Annotated in this window: 12 protein-coding genes; 3 read left to right on the forward strand and 9 right to left on the reverse strand. The window is 69.0% G+C overall.

The features are described from left to right. The first annotated feature begins 167 nt into the window (after window positions 1-167). Together nirB and nirD are read left to right on the forward strand one after the other, a co-directional pair. Window positions 168-2747 (forward strand): nitrite reductase large subunit NirB, encoded by a 2580-nt coding sequence (gene nirB / locus A5704_RS15415; RefSeq protein ID WP_082954877.1) that lies wholly within the window; start codon window positions 168-170, stop codon window positions 2745-2747. Then, complete coding sequence (gene nirD / locus A5704_RS15420) at window positions 2744-3100, forward strand: nitrite reductase small subunit NirD (RefSeq protein WP_067749760.1); 357 nt, start codon at window positions 2744-2746, stop codon at window positions 3098-3100. Before nirB ends, nirD begins: the two co-directional genes overlap by 4 nt. Here the strand turns inward: nirD and A5704_RS15425 are convergent. The 8 genes from A5704_RS15425 to A5704_RS15460 all read right to left on the reverse strand — a co-directional run bounded on the left by A5704_RS15425 (window position 3097) and on the right by A5704_RS15460 (window position 10784). Then, complete coding sequence (locus A5704_RS15425; RefSeq protein ID WP_067749762.1) at window positions 3097-3549, reverse strand: hypothetical protein; 453 nt, start codon at window positions 3547-3549, stop codon at window positions 3097-3099. The two genes, nirD and A5704_RS15425, sit on opposite strands and share 4 nt — an antisense overlap. An 83-nt stretch (window positions 3550-3632) precedes the next feature. Continuing rightward, the gene (locus tag A5704_RS15430; RefSeq protein WP_067889753.1) at window positions 3633-4412 is read right to left on the reverse strand and encodes a sirohydrochlorin chelatase; all 780 of its coding nucleotides are present in this window, start codon (window positions 4410-4412) and stop codon (window positions 3633-3635) included. Beyond that, window positions 4403-5554 (reverse strand): uroporphyrinogen-III synthase, encoded by a 1152-nt coding sequence (locus tag A5704_RS15435; RefSeq protein WP_067749766.1) that lies wholly within the window; start codon window positions 5552-5554, stop codon window positions 4403-4405. The genes A5704_RS15430 and A5704_RS15435 overlap by 10 nt, the downstream gene beginning before the upstream one ends. Window positions 5555-5631: 77 nt before the next feature. After that, on the reverse strand, window positions 5632-7026 hold the full coding sequence (locus A5704_RS15440) for an MFS transporter (RefSeq protein ID WP_067749769.1): 1395 nt from the start codon (window positions 7024-7026) through the stop codon (window positions 5632-5634). A gap of 398 nt (window positions 7027-7424) precedes the next feature. After that, entirely contained in the window at window positions 7425-8342 is a 918-nt protein-coding gene (locus A5704_RS15445; protein WP_067749780.1) for a 5-oxoprolinase/urea amidolyase family protein, read from the reverse strand. 15 nt (window positions 8343-8357) lie between these two features. Continuing rightward, window positions 8358-9032, reverse strand: coding sequence for an allophanate hydrolase subunit 1 (locus tag A5704_RS15450; protein ID WP_067749772.1), 675 nt, complete (start codon window positions 9030-9032; stop codon window positions 8358-8360). Between the two features lie 112 nt (window positions 9033-9144). Next, on the reverse strand, window positions 9145-10143 hold the full coding sequence (locus A5704_RS15455) for an ABC transporter substrate-binding protein (RefSeq protein ID WP_067749774.1): 999 nt from the start codon (window positions 10141-10143) through the stop codon (window positions 9145-9147). A gap of 56 nt (window positions 10144-10199) precedes the next feature. Then, the gene (locus tag A5704_RS15460) at window positions 10200-10784 is read right to left on the reverse strand and encodes a TetR family transcriptional regulator (RefSeq protein WP_067749776.1); all 585 of its coding nucleotides are present in this window, start codon (window positions 10782-10784) and stop codon (window positions 10200-10202) included. Window positions 10785-10913: 129 nt separating this feature from the next. Between A5704_RS15460 and A5704_RS15465 the strand changes: the two genes are divergently transcribed. Continuing rightward, on the forward strand, window positions 10914-12320 hold the full coding sequence (locus A5704_RS15465; RefSeq protein WP_067749778.1) for an MFS transporter: 1407 nt from the start codon (window positions 10914-10916) through the stop codon (window positions 12318-12320). 7 nt (window positions 12321-12327) lie between these two features. On the opposite strand, the gene A5704_RS15470 is transcribed toward A5704_RS15465, so the two are convergent. Next, the coding region (locus A5704_RS15470; RefSeq protein ID WP_369828463.1) for a DNA primase small subunit domain-containing protein at window positions 12328-13116 on the reverse strand (789 nt) is incomplete at its 5' end.

Here is a 13116-nt window from a genome sequence, read left to right on the forward strand (position 1 = left end):
GGCCGGCTACAAGAGGAAACATGAGTCGACCACGCTAAAGTTCCACCTAGGCGTTCGCCGTGGGCGAACGAATATTCACAAGGCCCCCTGTGAGTTGTGAGATCCTCGTCATAGGACCGTCACATTGAGCGAAATCGCGGTAATTTCCGGCCGCTAATCTCAAAGCCATGGCTGCAGACGGGATTTCGCGCGCGCACTGTGCGGGCCGTCACATTGTCGTAGTCGGGCACGGCATGGTGGGGCACCGGCTGGTCGAGGCGCTCCGCGCGCGCGACACCGAAGGATTGTGGCGTATCACGGTTTTCGCCGAGGAGGCGGACGCGGCTTACGACCGCGTCGGGCTGACCTCGTACACCGAAAGCTGGGACCGCAAGCTGCTGGCGCTGCCGGGCAACGACTACGCGGGTGACGAACAGGTTCGATTGGTACTGAATGCTCGCGTTACCGAAATCGACCGCGACGCGAAGGCGGTGGTGACGGCCGACGGGCAGCGGCACGGCTACGACACGCTGGTGCTGGCCACCGGGTCGTATGCTTTCGTCCCGCCGGTGCCGGGCCACGACCTGCCGGCGTGCCACGTATACCGCACGCTGGACGACCTCGACGCCATCCGGGCCGACGCCCAGCGGACGGTAGACGCCGGTCGCGCCCCCGCGGGCGTGGTGATCGGCGGCGGCCTGCTGGGTCTGGAAGCCGCTAATGCGCTGCGCCAGTTCGGCTTGCGGACGCACGTCGTCGAGATGATGCCGCGGTTGATGGCCCAGCAGATCGACGAGGGCGGCGGCGCCTTGCTGGCCAAGATGATCGGTGAGCTGGGCATCGCGGTCCATGTGGGCACCGGTACCGAATCGATCGAGGCGATCGACCACTCGGACGGGGTGTCGTCGGTGCGGGTGCGCCTGACCGACGGCGAGGTCATCGACGCCGGGCTGGTCATCTTCGCGGCCGGCATCCGGCCGCGCGACGAACTGGCCAGGGCGGCGGGCTTGGAGCTTGCCGAACGCGGCGGTGTGCTCACCGACTTGGCATGCCGCACAAGCGATCCGGACATCTACGCGGTCGGCGAGGTCGCCGCGATCCAGGGTCGCTGTTACGGCCTGGTGGGTCCCGGCTACACCTCCGCCGAGGTGGTGGCCGATCGCCTGCTGGACGGTGCCGCCGAGTTCGGCGAGGCCGACCTGTCGACCAAGCTCAAGCTGCTCGGCGTCGACGTCGCAAGCTTCGGCGACGCGATGGGGGTCACCGAGAACTGCCTCGAGGTCGCGATCAACGACGCGGTCAAGCGGACCTACGCCAAGCTGGTGTTGTCCGACGACGCGAAGACCCTGCTCGGCGGGGTCCTGGTGGGCGACGCCTCGGCGTACGGGGTGCTGCGGCCGATGGTCGGCAGCGAGTTGCCCGGCGATCCGCTCGCACTGATCGCGCCGGTATCCGGCGAGGCGCCGGCGCTCGGGGTCGGCGCGCTGCCGGATTCCGCGCAGATCTGCTCGTGCAACAACGTCACCAAGGGCGACCTGAAGTGCGCGATCGCCGACGGCTGCGCCGACGTGCCGTCGCTGAAGTCGTGCACCGCGGCCGGCACCTCGTGTGGGTCATGCGTGCCGCTGCTCAAGCAGCTGCTGGAAGCCGAGGGCGTGGAACAGTCCAAGGCGCTGTGCGAGCACTTCAGCCAGTCGCGGGCCGAGCTCTTCGAGATCATCTCGGCCACCGAGATCCGCACCTTTTCCGGCCTGCTGGAGCGCTTCGGACGCGGAAAGGGTTGCGACATCTGCAAACCCGTGGTCGCGTCCATCCTGGCGTCCACCGGCTCGGACCACATCCTCGAGGGTGAGCAGGCCTCGCTGCAGGATTCGAACGACCACTTCCTGGCCAACATCCAGAAGAATGGCAGCTACTCGGTGGTGCCGCGGGTTCCCGGTGGCGACATCAAGCCCGAGCATCTGATCCTGATCGGCCAGATCGCCCAGGACTTCGGGCTCTACACCAAGATCACCGGCGGCCAGCGGATCGACATGTTCGGCGCCCGGGTGGACCAGTTGCCGGAGATCTGGCGCCGGCTGGTCGATGGTGGCATGGAGTCCGGCCACGCCTACGGCAAGGCGCTGCGCACGGTGAAGAGCTGCGTCGGCACCGACTGGTGCCGCTACGGCCAGCAGGATTCGGTGCAGTTGGCCATCGACCTGGAGCTGCGGTACCGGGGTCTGCGGGCGCCGCACAAGATCAAGATGGGCGTCTCGGGCTGCGCGCGGGAGTGTGCCGAGGCGCGCTCCAAGGACGTCGGCGTCATCGCCACCGAAAAGGGCTGGAACCTCTACGTCGGCGGCAACGGCGGGATGACGCCCAAGCACGCCCAGCTGCTGGCCAGCGACCTGGACACCGAGACGCTGGTCCGCTACGTCGACCGGTTCGTCATGTACTACATCCGGACCGCCGACCGGCTGCAGCGCACGGCGCCCTGGGTCGATTCGCTCGAGGGCGGGCTCGACCACGTCCGCGAGGTCGTGTGCGAGGACTCGCTGGGGCTGGCCGGGGAATTCGAGGCCGCGATGGAGCGGCACGTGGAGAACTACAAGTGTGAATGGAAGGGCGTGCTCGACGACCCGGACAAGCTGTCGCGCTTCGTCTCGTTCGTCAACGCCCCGGACGTCGTCGACTCGACGGTGGAATTCACCGAACACGCCGGTCGCAAAATCCCTGTGTCCATTGGGATGCCGAAGATCCGTACGGGAGCTGGAGAACAATCATGACACTTCTCAACGACATTCAGGTATGGACCACGGCCTGCGAGTACGACCGCCTGATCCCGGGTCGTGGGGTCGGCGTGCTGCTCGACGACGGCTCCCAGGCCGCGTTGTTCCGGCTGGACGATGGCGAGGTGTACGCCGTGGGCAACGTGGACCCGTTCTCCGGCGCGGCGGTGCTCTCGCGTGGAATCGTCGGGGACCGCGGCGGCCGCGTGGCGGTGCAATCGCCGATCCTCAAGCAGGCCTTCTCGCTGGAAGACGGTACCTGCCTAGATGATCCGAACTATTCGGTGCCGGTGTACCCGGCGCGCGTCACCGCCGACGGCTTCGTCCAGGTCGGTCGGATCGCCGCCTAGCGGGTGATGTCGCCGACGAGGTAGCGCTGCATCGTCGGGCCGATGGCGTCGACGATCGCGTCGACCGACATCGAGTGCAGCGGCTCGGAGCGGATGCCGTAGCGCATGATGCCGAGGCCCACGAGCTGCGAGGCGCACAGCGATGCCCGGGTGGCGGCCTTATCCGCCCCAAGCAGTTTCAGCAGGGGGCCGAAAACCGGGCCGACGAACATGCTTTGCACGGTCTCGGCGGTCTTGGCCATGCCGGTGGACGCTATCGCGCTGGCGGCGAAGGGGCCGCCGCCCGCCGCGTCCCACGTGGTGATCAGCATGCGCAACGTTTGCCGGCCCACCTGGTTGACCCCGCCGGTGACGATTTTGTCGATGAATTCCGGTGTGCCGAAGGGCAACCGCAGCATCTTGGCGACCGGGTCAAGGAGCCCTCGCGACGGCTCTTCGCGACGGGGCATGGTGCCAGGATCGCCGGTATCGGACCAAAGATCAAGCGTCGCCGGTCGTCGGCGCGCCCGTGGCCGACGCGGTCAGGCCATTCTCAGGCTGCGGAATTCGGCCACATGACCCGGTCGTGAACCAAGCGCTGCGCGCCGGACCGGCGCGACGCGTGCCGGGGGGTGCGGGCGAGGGCCGGTGGCATGGCCCGGCGGAAGCGATTGGCGATCAGGCGGGCGAGGCCGGGATGGGTGCCCAGCGGCTGGCTGACCAGGTCGGCGCCGCAGGCGTGCAGCCGTTCCTGGAAGAGGCCGTCGGCCAGCAGGTACGAGGCGACCACGACGCGCGCATCGCTGCTGCGCGCCCGGCGCCGCGCCTCGTCCACCGCCTCGGGCAGCCGCGGATCCCCCGTCGACGCAAACGCCAGGCTCACCCGTGCCCCGGTCAGCGCCGACACCAGCGTCGCGGTGGTGTGCAGGTCGGCGCGCGCGCGGGTGTCCGATGTGCCCGCCGCCGCAAGGATCACCGAATCGCCTGGGCGCCAACCACATTTGACCAGTTGATCCCCGACGATTCGGGCGACTTGACCGCTGGGGCCCAGTGCCGGTGTGACCACGGCGTTCGGGTGCCCACTGAGCTCGACGTGGGCCGGTAGGTCCGCGCGGACATGATAACCGCGCGACAAGAACGCCGGCAGCACGATGGCGGGCCGGCCCGTGGCCCGCGCCCGCGACAGCACCTCGCTGGGGGTGGGCCCCAACACGTCGACGAACGCGACCTCCACGGGCCGCCCGATCAGCGAACTCGCTTGCGCGGCAAGGCCTTCGACCATGGCCACGCCCTCGGGCCTGCGGGTGCCGTGCGCAACCAGGATCAGCGCCATGCGGAGTCAGCCCGTTGTTCGGTGGCGAGCCGGTAGCCGCGCTTGACCACCGTCGCGATGATGTTCTTGTCGCCCAAAGCCGTTCGCAGCCGCAGCACTGCGGTGTCGACTGCGTGCGGGTCGTTGCTGCTGCCCGGCAGCGCGCGTAACAGGTCGGCCCGCGGGACGACGTCGCCGGGGCGTTTCGCCAGCGCCCGCAATATCCCCATGCCGGAGGGCGAGAGCACCTTGATCGCGCCGTCCACCAGCACGCAGGTGCCGCGGATGTCGACCGTGTGGCCGGCCGCCCGCACAGTGCACGAACCCAGCAGCGGGAGTTCCTCGGCGACATGACGGGCCAAGGCGCCCAATCGCATTCGCTCCGGCGATGACGTCGGCACGCCCTTTCGGATCAACGGTTTGGAGGTCACCGGGCCGACGCACATCGCGTGCACGTCGGTGCGCAGGGCCCCCAGCAGTTGGTCTTCGACGTCGAGCTCGCGGCTGCGCTCCAGCACGGCCGCGGCCGCGGGCGCCGACGTGAAGGTGACCGCGTCGAACTGCCGGCCCGCGATCCCCATCACGAGCTGATCGAACGTGCCGCCCAACGGTGTTGGCTTCCACCGGTACACCCGGACGGGCACGACGTCGGCCCCCGCCAGCCGCAGGCCGCCTAGAAACTCCGGGAAGGGATCCCACGCATCGGCGGCGCCGTGCAGTTGGACCGCCACCCGCGCCCCCGATACCCCCGACTTCTGCAGGTATTCCAGCACTTCCTGCGAGGATTCGGAATCCGGTGACCATTCCTCGTGCAGGCCCGCGGCGCGCAGCGCCCCGGTAGCCTTCGGGCCGCGCGAGACGATCCGCGCGTTCGACAAAGCGTCGAGCAGCGGGCTGACCAACCCCCAGCCTTCGGCCGCGGCCAGCCAGCCGCGGAACCCGATGCCGGTGTGCGCGACCAAGATGTCGGGCGGCTCGGCGATCAACGCCTCGGTGTTTCTGTGCAGTTCGTCATCGTCGGGCAGGGCGATCATGTTGATCGCCGGCGCGCTGCACACCTCGGCGCCTTGGCGGCTGAGCAGCGCGCAAAGCTCCTCGGAACGCCGACTCGAGGTCACCGCGATGCGGTAACCCGTCAGCGGCGGGGAGTCGGGCTGGCCCATATTTCCTGTGTATGCCTGTCAGATTTCCGTTGCGTTACCCGGCAATTGCTTGCGCATTGCCCACAATGAGGCTGCGCTCACACGCGGGCCAGCGCGGCTGCCGTCTCACTGCCCGCGTCGACGGGCAGCGCCGGACGGCGCGCGTACACCAGCCAGGTGACGAGTCCGGCCACCACGTAGGAACCGAGGAACGCCCAATACGCGGACGTCTCCGTCCCGGTGGCGAGGTAGGACTGGCGCAGCGCGAGGTTGATGCCCACGCCGCCGAGCGCGCCGACCGCCGAGCAGACGCCGATCAGCGATCCCGCCCTGGCGCGCGCCCAGTGCCTGCGCTCCGCCTCACCCATCGCGAGCTCCCGGCTGCGCGCCTCGTAGACCGACGGGATGAGCTTGAACACCGAGCCGTTGCCCATCCCGGACAGGACGAACAGCACCATGAACCCGGCGACGTAGCCGACCATGCTGGTCGAGCGACCCCCGCCGTTGTGGTCGTCGAACGTGCTGATGACGACGAGCAATCCGGCGGCCAAAGTCATGCCGGCGAGCACACCGAGCGTGACCCGGCTGCCGCCCTTGCGGTCGGCCAACCGGCCGCCGTAGATCCGGGCCAGAGAGCCCAGCAGCGGCCCGATGAAGGCCACCTGCGCGGCGTGCAGCGCCGCGTGTTTGGCCGTTTCGCCGTTGGCCAGAAAGTTGACCTGCATCACCTGGCCGAAGGCGAACGCGAACCCGATCCAGGAACCGAAGGTGCAGATGTAGAGGAGCGAGATCACGTAGGTGTCGCGCTCGAAAAGGATCGAGCGCATCGTGTTGAGCTCGGTGCCGTGGCCGACGTTGTCCATCAGGAGCGCCGCCGCGACCCCGACCGCCGCGAGCATCACCAGGTAGACCGCGCACACCCAGTACGGCGCCTCGTGTCCCGCCGTGGCGAGCACCAACAGCCCGACGAGCTGGATCACCGCCACCCCGAGGTTGCCGACGCCGGCGTTGACGGCCAGCGCCGACCCTTTGAGCCGCTGCGGGTAGAAGGCGTTGACGTTGGCGAGCGAGGCCGCGTAGTTGCCGCCGCCCAGCCCGGTCAGCGCGGCGCACACCACGAACGGCCACAGCGGCAGACCGGGATTGGCCAACAACACGATCGTGCCTGCCGTCGGGATCAGCAGCACGAACGCCGAGAAGGCGGTCCAGTTGCGGCCGCCGAAGGCGGCGATGCCCAGCGTGTAGGGGATCCGGGCCAGGCCGCCGACCAGGGTTGCGACGGCGCCGAGCAGCAGCTTGTCACCGGCGGAGAAGCCGTAGACGTGCTCGGGCATGAACAGCGCCATGACGGGCCACAGCGTCCAGATCGAGAAGGCGACGTGATCGCCTGCGACGGTGCACAACAGGTTGCGGCGGGCGATCTTGGCGTTGCCGGCCTCCCAGGCAGCCGTGTCTTCCGGATTCCAGTCCGCGATGCGGTGATTGCGGGCCATCCGATTCTCACCTTTCGTCAACGATGAATCCGACTGTGCGCGTTGGGTTGACGGGGCGCCGCCGGCGCTCATGGTGCCGCGCAACCTGGCGTGCATAACTTTCCCTCTCGTCAGGCCCACTCACCGGCGCATTCGGCTTTATCCGCGCCAGGTGTCGTCGCTCACCGGCGCAGCGGGGGGAAATCTGGGCGCAGAGAATGAAGAGGCATGCCCCGCCGTGCATTTCGATGTTCACATTCGGGGCGGGAATGGGTCAACTCAAACGACCCGGAATCGCCTGTTAGTTGATTACCAGTTATCTGGTAAGTACCTGTAGGGCGTCAGGCCGCGAAATCACCGCCGATTAGCGGTGATTCGAGCCCGGCACGCGGCTCTGTGTGAGCTGGAATACATCACGGTCAGGAAAACGGCCAGCCGGCGCCGGCGGCCGGCGCCTGGGCGGCCACCAGCACCCTCGGGCGTGACCAGTGCAGGCGAACCGACTGCCCGGGACGCACCTGGGCGATCTTGTCGATGTCCTCGTCGATCACCACGCCGACCACCGGGTAACCTCCGGTCACCGGGTGGTCGGGGCCAAGAATCACGGGTAATCCGTTGGGCGGTACCTGAATTGCGCCACGCGTGGTGCCCTCGCTGGGCAGCTGCCGGTCCGGGTAACGGTACTGCAGGGGACGGCCGACCAATCGCATGCCCACGCGGTCGCTGCGGTCGGAGGCGACCCAATTGTTGTGCACCAGAGCATCGGGGTCGGCGAACCAATCGTCGCGCGGCCCGGGCACCACGCCCAGCTCGACCGCGTCGCCAGGGATCGCGGCCACCGGGGCCTGGTCGAGTTCGGGGTAGTCGCGGGTGTGCTCGCCGACGGGAAGCCGGTCTCCAGCCCGCAGTGGGGCGGGGCCGATGGCCGACATCACGTCATAGCTGCGCGATCCCAACACCGGCTGCACGGCGATGCCGCCCCGCACCGCGAGGTAGGTCCGCAGCCCGGCACGCGGCGCGCCGAGCGCGATCACCTGGCCGTCGCGGACGTGCTGAATGCTGTTGGTGCCGAACTTGATTCCATCGACGGTCGGGTCGGTGTCGGCGCCCGTCACCGCGATGTCGATGTCGCCGCCGCGCACCCGGGCCGCGAAACCGCCGAACGTCACCTCGACGGTGGCGCGATCACCGGGGTTGGCCACCAGCCGGTTAGCCAGCTGGTGCGCGCGCCGGTCGGCGGCGCCCGACCGGCTCACTCCCAGGTGGGCCAGCCCGGGCCGGCCCAGATCCTGGACGACGGCGAGCGGTCCGGTGCGAAGGATCTCCAGGGATGGCACCACGATCTCCTTAACTCAGACGGCCCGGAACTGAACCCACATGCCCTGCGTCAGCAGCGCCGGCTCGGGCCGTTCGAGATCCCACAGGACCGCGTCGGTGCGGCCGATGAGCTGCCAGCCGCCCGGCGACTGGCGCGGGTAGACGGCGCTGAACTCCCCGGCCAGGCCGACCGCGCCGGCCGGAACCGACGTGCGGGGCTCCGAGCGACGCGGCACCCGCAGGCGCGCGTCGCCGTCGACCAGATATGCGAAACCCGGTGCGAACCCGCTGAATCCGACGCGCCACAGTCCGCCCGTGTGGGCCTCGATCACCTGCGCGACGGTCAGCCCGGTGTGACCCGCGACCTCTGCGAGGTCGGGTCCGTCGTACGCGACGTCGATAACCACGTCGGCACGCCGATCCGGCTCGGCGGACTCCCCGGCGGTGACTCGCATCTTGCGCAGCCGCTGACGGATCACGCCCTGGAAGCGGGGGCCGTCAAGCCGGACCAGGACCGTCCGGGCGGCGGGGACGACGTCGACGACACCCGGCAACGCCGCGGCGCGCAACTGCGCAGCCCACGCCAATACCTCGGCGGTGCTGCCACATTGCAGCATCAGCGCACTGTCGCCGAAGTCCAGCACCGTGTTGCCGACCCACTCGGTCGGCAGGTCCTTGGACACGTTGCCCGCCAGGTCCGTCACGCTCATTACTCGACGGTAACCCCGCCGGCTCGGAGCGGGCGAGGGGCGAGCGACGGATTTTCGAACACTGCCAGAGCTGCCTTAGCAAACGCTCAAACGCCGCAGGCGCGGCCGGCGTCTAACCGAGGATTCTGCCGATCAGCGGGGGCAGCTGATCGGCCACCAGCGGGTAGCTCAGCGGCGAGGAGAACGCGATCGCGCCGGCCTGATCCTTGGTGGTGAAAATGTGCCGGCTCTGCGCGGTCGCCTGGGACGCGGCCACGTCGGGGTCGGCGAGCAACGCCTTCTGATCGTCGGGGCTCTCGGTGGTCCAGATGATCACGTCGGCGGAGTCGAGCACCGCCTTGACGTGGTCGCGCGGGATGACCGCGCGGTGGTCCGTGCCGAAAGGCCTGATGCTGTCGGCGATCACGAGCCCCATCTGGTTCAGGAAGTCCGTGCGCCAGCCGGCCATGGTCGCGACGACGGTGCCCTGCCAGAGTGTGCCCTGCATCAGCAACGCCTTCTTCCCCGTCCAAGCCGGGTGGTCCTTGCCGACGGCGGTGAACTTCTGGTCGACGGCGTCGATCAGCGACTTCATCTGGTCGGCCTGAAACACCGCCCGGCCGATCGCGGTGGCCTGCTCCTTCCACGGCTCGAAGAAGGCGTCGCCGTCCGACTGCGGAACGGTCGGGGCGATCGCGGACAGCTTCTGATAGGTGTCGGCGTCCACCCCGGCGTTGGTGGCCACGATCAGGTCCGGTTTGAGGCCGGCGATCTGGTCGACCGGAATCCCGTTGTCGAGGTTCAGCACCACCGGCTGCGCCCCACCGAGCTTCGGCTGGGCCCACGGCCACACCGCGAACGGCTGATCACCGAACCAGTTGGTGACGGCGATGGGCACCACGCCGACCGCGAGCAGGTCGTCCTGCTCGGTGTAGCCGGCGCTGACCACCCGCTTGGGCGGTTCCTTGATCACGGTCTGACCGAAGAGATGGTCGATGGTCACCGATTTGCCGCCGGAGCCATCCGACGACGGCTTGCGTGACGAGCACGCGGCGGGAGCCCCGGCGACCGCGGCGACCGTCGCAGCCCCTGCGAGCTGCAAGAATCCCCGGCGATTCCAACCCTGTCGCATCGCGTGAGATTAGCGCGTCCGGTGCCCGCGACGCCCGTCGCCGCGCGGTTGCCCGCTCAGCCCAGTGGCATGCCGGCGTCCAGGAAGTCCAGCGCCCGATAGATGGTGTCGGCCGTCTTCGGCGCGCTGTCGTACGCCGCCATCATGGCGCCGACCATCGCACCCACGAACACCCGCACTTCGAAATCGCTTGCAGCACGGCCGATCCGGCGCCCGATCGCCTCCGCCATGACGTTCACGGTGCGGTGGTACTCGTCGTAGAGGGCGGCCTTGAGCTCGGGTATGGAGAAGATCAGCCGTTGCCGGGTGTTCTCGAACTCCAGCTGCTCGGCAGACAGGCCGGCCATCGTGGTCGCGTAGGCCCGCCGAATGGCCTGGCTGGGCGACAGTTCGGGCGGCTGGGCGTCGAACGCGGCCAGTATCAGCGGATCGAGGTCGTCGGCCAGCAGCAGCGACTCCTTGGATCCGAAGTACCGGAAGAATGTGCTGGGCGACACCTCGGCGGCCTCGGCGATCTGCTCGACGGTGGTGGCGGCGTAGCCGTTCGCGTCGAAGAGGCGGAACGCCTCGCGCCGCAGGGCATGGCGGGTCTTGATCTTCTTGCGTTCCCGCAGCCCCAGGGGCTGGTCAGTCGCCGGCATGTGGCAATTCTCCCGCATCGGGCGGCCAAAAAGATCTGACAAGCGGCGACCGGCCGTTGCGAGATCCACGTATCTCCGACGTAACTGCGCCCAAGCAGGCCGGTAACAGACCTTCCATAGCGTCGGGGCGTGACTACGACGACCTCCGCGGAGCCGACGACTACCGTCCTTGCGCCCGCGCCCACGCGCCCGCCGCACCGGGGCGGGCACTGGATCGACGACTGGCGGCCCGAGGACCCCGAGTTCTGGGAGACTACGGGCAGGCCGATCGCCCGGCGCAACCTGATCTTCTCGATCTTCGCCGAGCACGTCGGGTTCAGCGTGTGGATGTTGTGGAGCATCGTGGTGGTCCAGATGACCGCGGGGCCGCACGGCCACCCGTCCGCGTCCGGCTGGGCGCTGACCGCGAGCCAGGCCCTGTGCCTGGTCGCCGTGCCCAGCGGGGTCGGCGCGTTCCTGCGCCTGCCCTACACCTTTGCGGTGCCGATCTTCGGCGGCCGCAACTGGACCACCATCTCGGCGGCGTTGCTGCTGATCCCGTGCGGGCTGCTGGCCTGGGCGGTCGGGCATCCCGGGCTCTCGTTCAGCGTTCTGGTCGCGATCGCCGCGACCGCGGGCTTCGGCGGCGGCAACTTCGCCTCGTCGATGGCCAACATCTCCTTCTTCTATCCGGAGAAGGACAAGGGGTGGGCGCTGGGCCTGAACGCCGCCGGCGGCAACATCGGCGTCGCGGTGGTGCAGAAGATCATCCCGCCCATCGTCGTCGCCGGGGGCGGGGTGGCGCTGTCGCGCGCCGGGCTGTTCTACGTGCCGCTGGCCGTGGTGGCCGCCGTATGCGCATTCCTGTTCATGAACAACCTGTCGGAGGCGAAGGCGGACGTGAAGCCGGTGTGGCAGTCGCTGCGGCACCCCGACACCTGGGTCATGTCGCTGCTCTACATCGGCACGTTCGGATCGTTCATCGGCTACTCGGCGGCCTTTCCGACCCTGCTCAAGACGGTGTTCGGCCGCGGCGACATCGCCTTGACCTGGGCGTTCCTCGGTGCCGGTATCGGCTCGGTCATCCGGCCCCTGGGCGGCAAGCTGGCCGACCGGGTGGGCGGGGCGCGCATCACCGCCGCCAGCTTCGTCATGCTCGCGGCGGGGGCCTCGGCCGCGCTGTGGTCGGTGAACGCCAAGAACCTGCCGATGTTCTTCGCCAGCTTCATGTTCCTGTTCGTCGCGACCGGCGTCGGCAACGGCTCGACGTACCGGATGATCTCGCGGATCTTCGTCATCAAGGGTCAGCTCGCGGGCGGCGACCCGGAAACGATGGTGCACATGCGCCGCCAGGCGGCGGGGGCGCTCGGCGTCATCTCGGCCGTCGGCGCCTTCGGCGGGTTCGTCGTGCCGCTGGCCTACGCCTGGTCGAGGTCGCAGTTCGGCAGCATCGAGCCGGCGTTGCGGTTTTACGTGGGGTTCTTCCTGGCCCTGCTGGTGGTCACCTGGTACTGCTACCTGCGCAAAGGCAACGCCGTGGCGCGGGTCGGGGTGTAGCGGAGCCTCACGGCCTCTGCTTGCCCCCGTAACCTTCCCAGGGGCTGTAGTCGGCGATCAGCTCCTCCTGCGGCGGTCGCTGGCCGGCGGGGACGTGCTGCAGGTTGATCCGGATGCGATACCAGATCGAACTCGGCCCGCGCATGCCGTCGACCAGGACGTCTGCCGGCTTCAGCAGGCGCGCCGCTGCGGGGTGGCGGCCGCGCCAGGTGTCCAGCGCGGCGAGCGCCTCGTCCTTGGTCTTGGTGCGGGCGATCTCGACGAGCGGCTTGGACGAGACCCGCCCGCTTTCGGTGCGCGTCCCCGAACCTTTGGGCGCCCGCTCGGGCGGCCCCATCTCCTCGGCCAGCATCAGCAGCCGATCCAGGTCGCCGACCGCGTCGTCCATCCCCTCCCACGGATCACCCATGTCGGCGAACCGGCGGGGCACGGTCTCGATGGTGAACGCCTCTGGCCTGCAGCCGGCGACTTCCTCCCACAGCAGCGGCGTCGACACCCGTGCGTCCGGGGTCGCGCGGACCGAGTACGCCGACGCGACCGTGCGGTCCTTGGCGTTCTGGTTGAAATCGACGAACACCCCCTCGCGCTCCTCCTTCCACCAGCGGCTGGTCGCCGCGTCGGGCACCCGCCGCTCGACCTCGCGGGCCACGGTCTGGGCGGCCAGCCGCACCTGCCGGAACTCCCAGCGCGGGGCTATCCGGGCGTAGATGTGAAAGCCTCGCGACCCCGACGTCTTCGGCCAGGCGACCAGGCCGTAATCCTCCAGCACCCCGCGGGCCACCAGGGCCACCTCGAC

Source organism: Mycobacterium sp. E735, from assembly GCF_001666955.1.
Lineage (GTDB): Bacteria > Actinomycetota > Actinomycetes > Mycobacteriales > Mycobacteriaceae > Mycobacterium.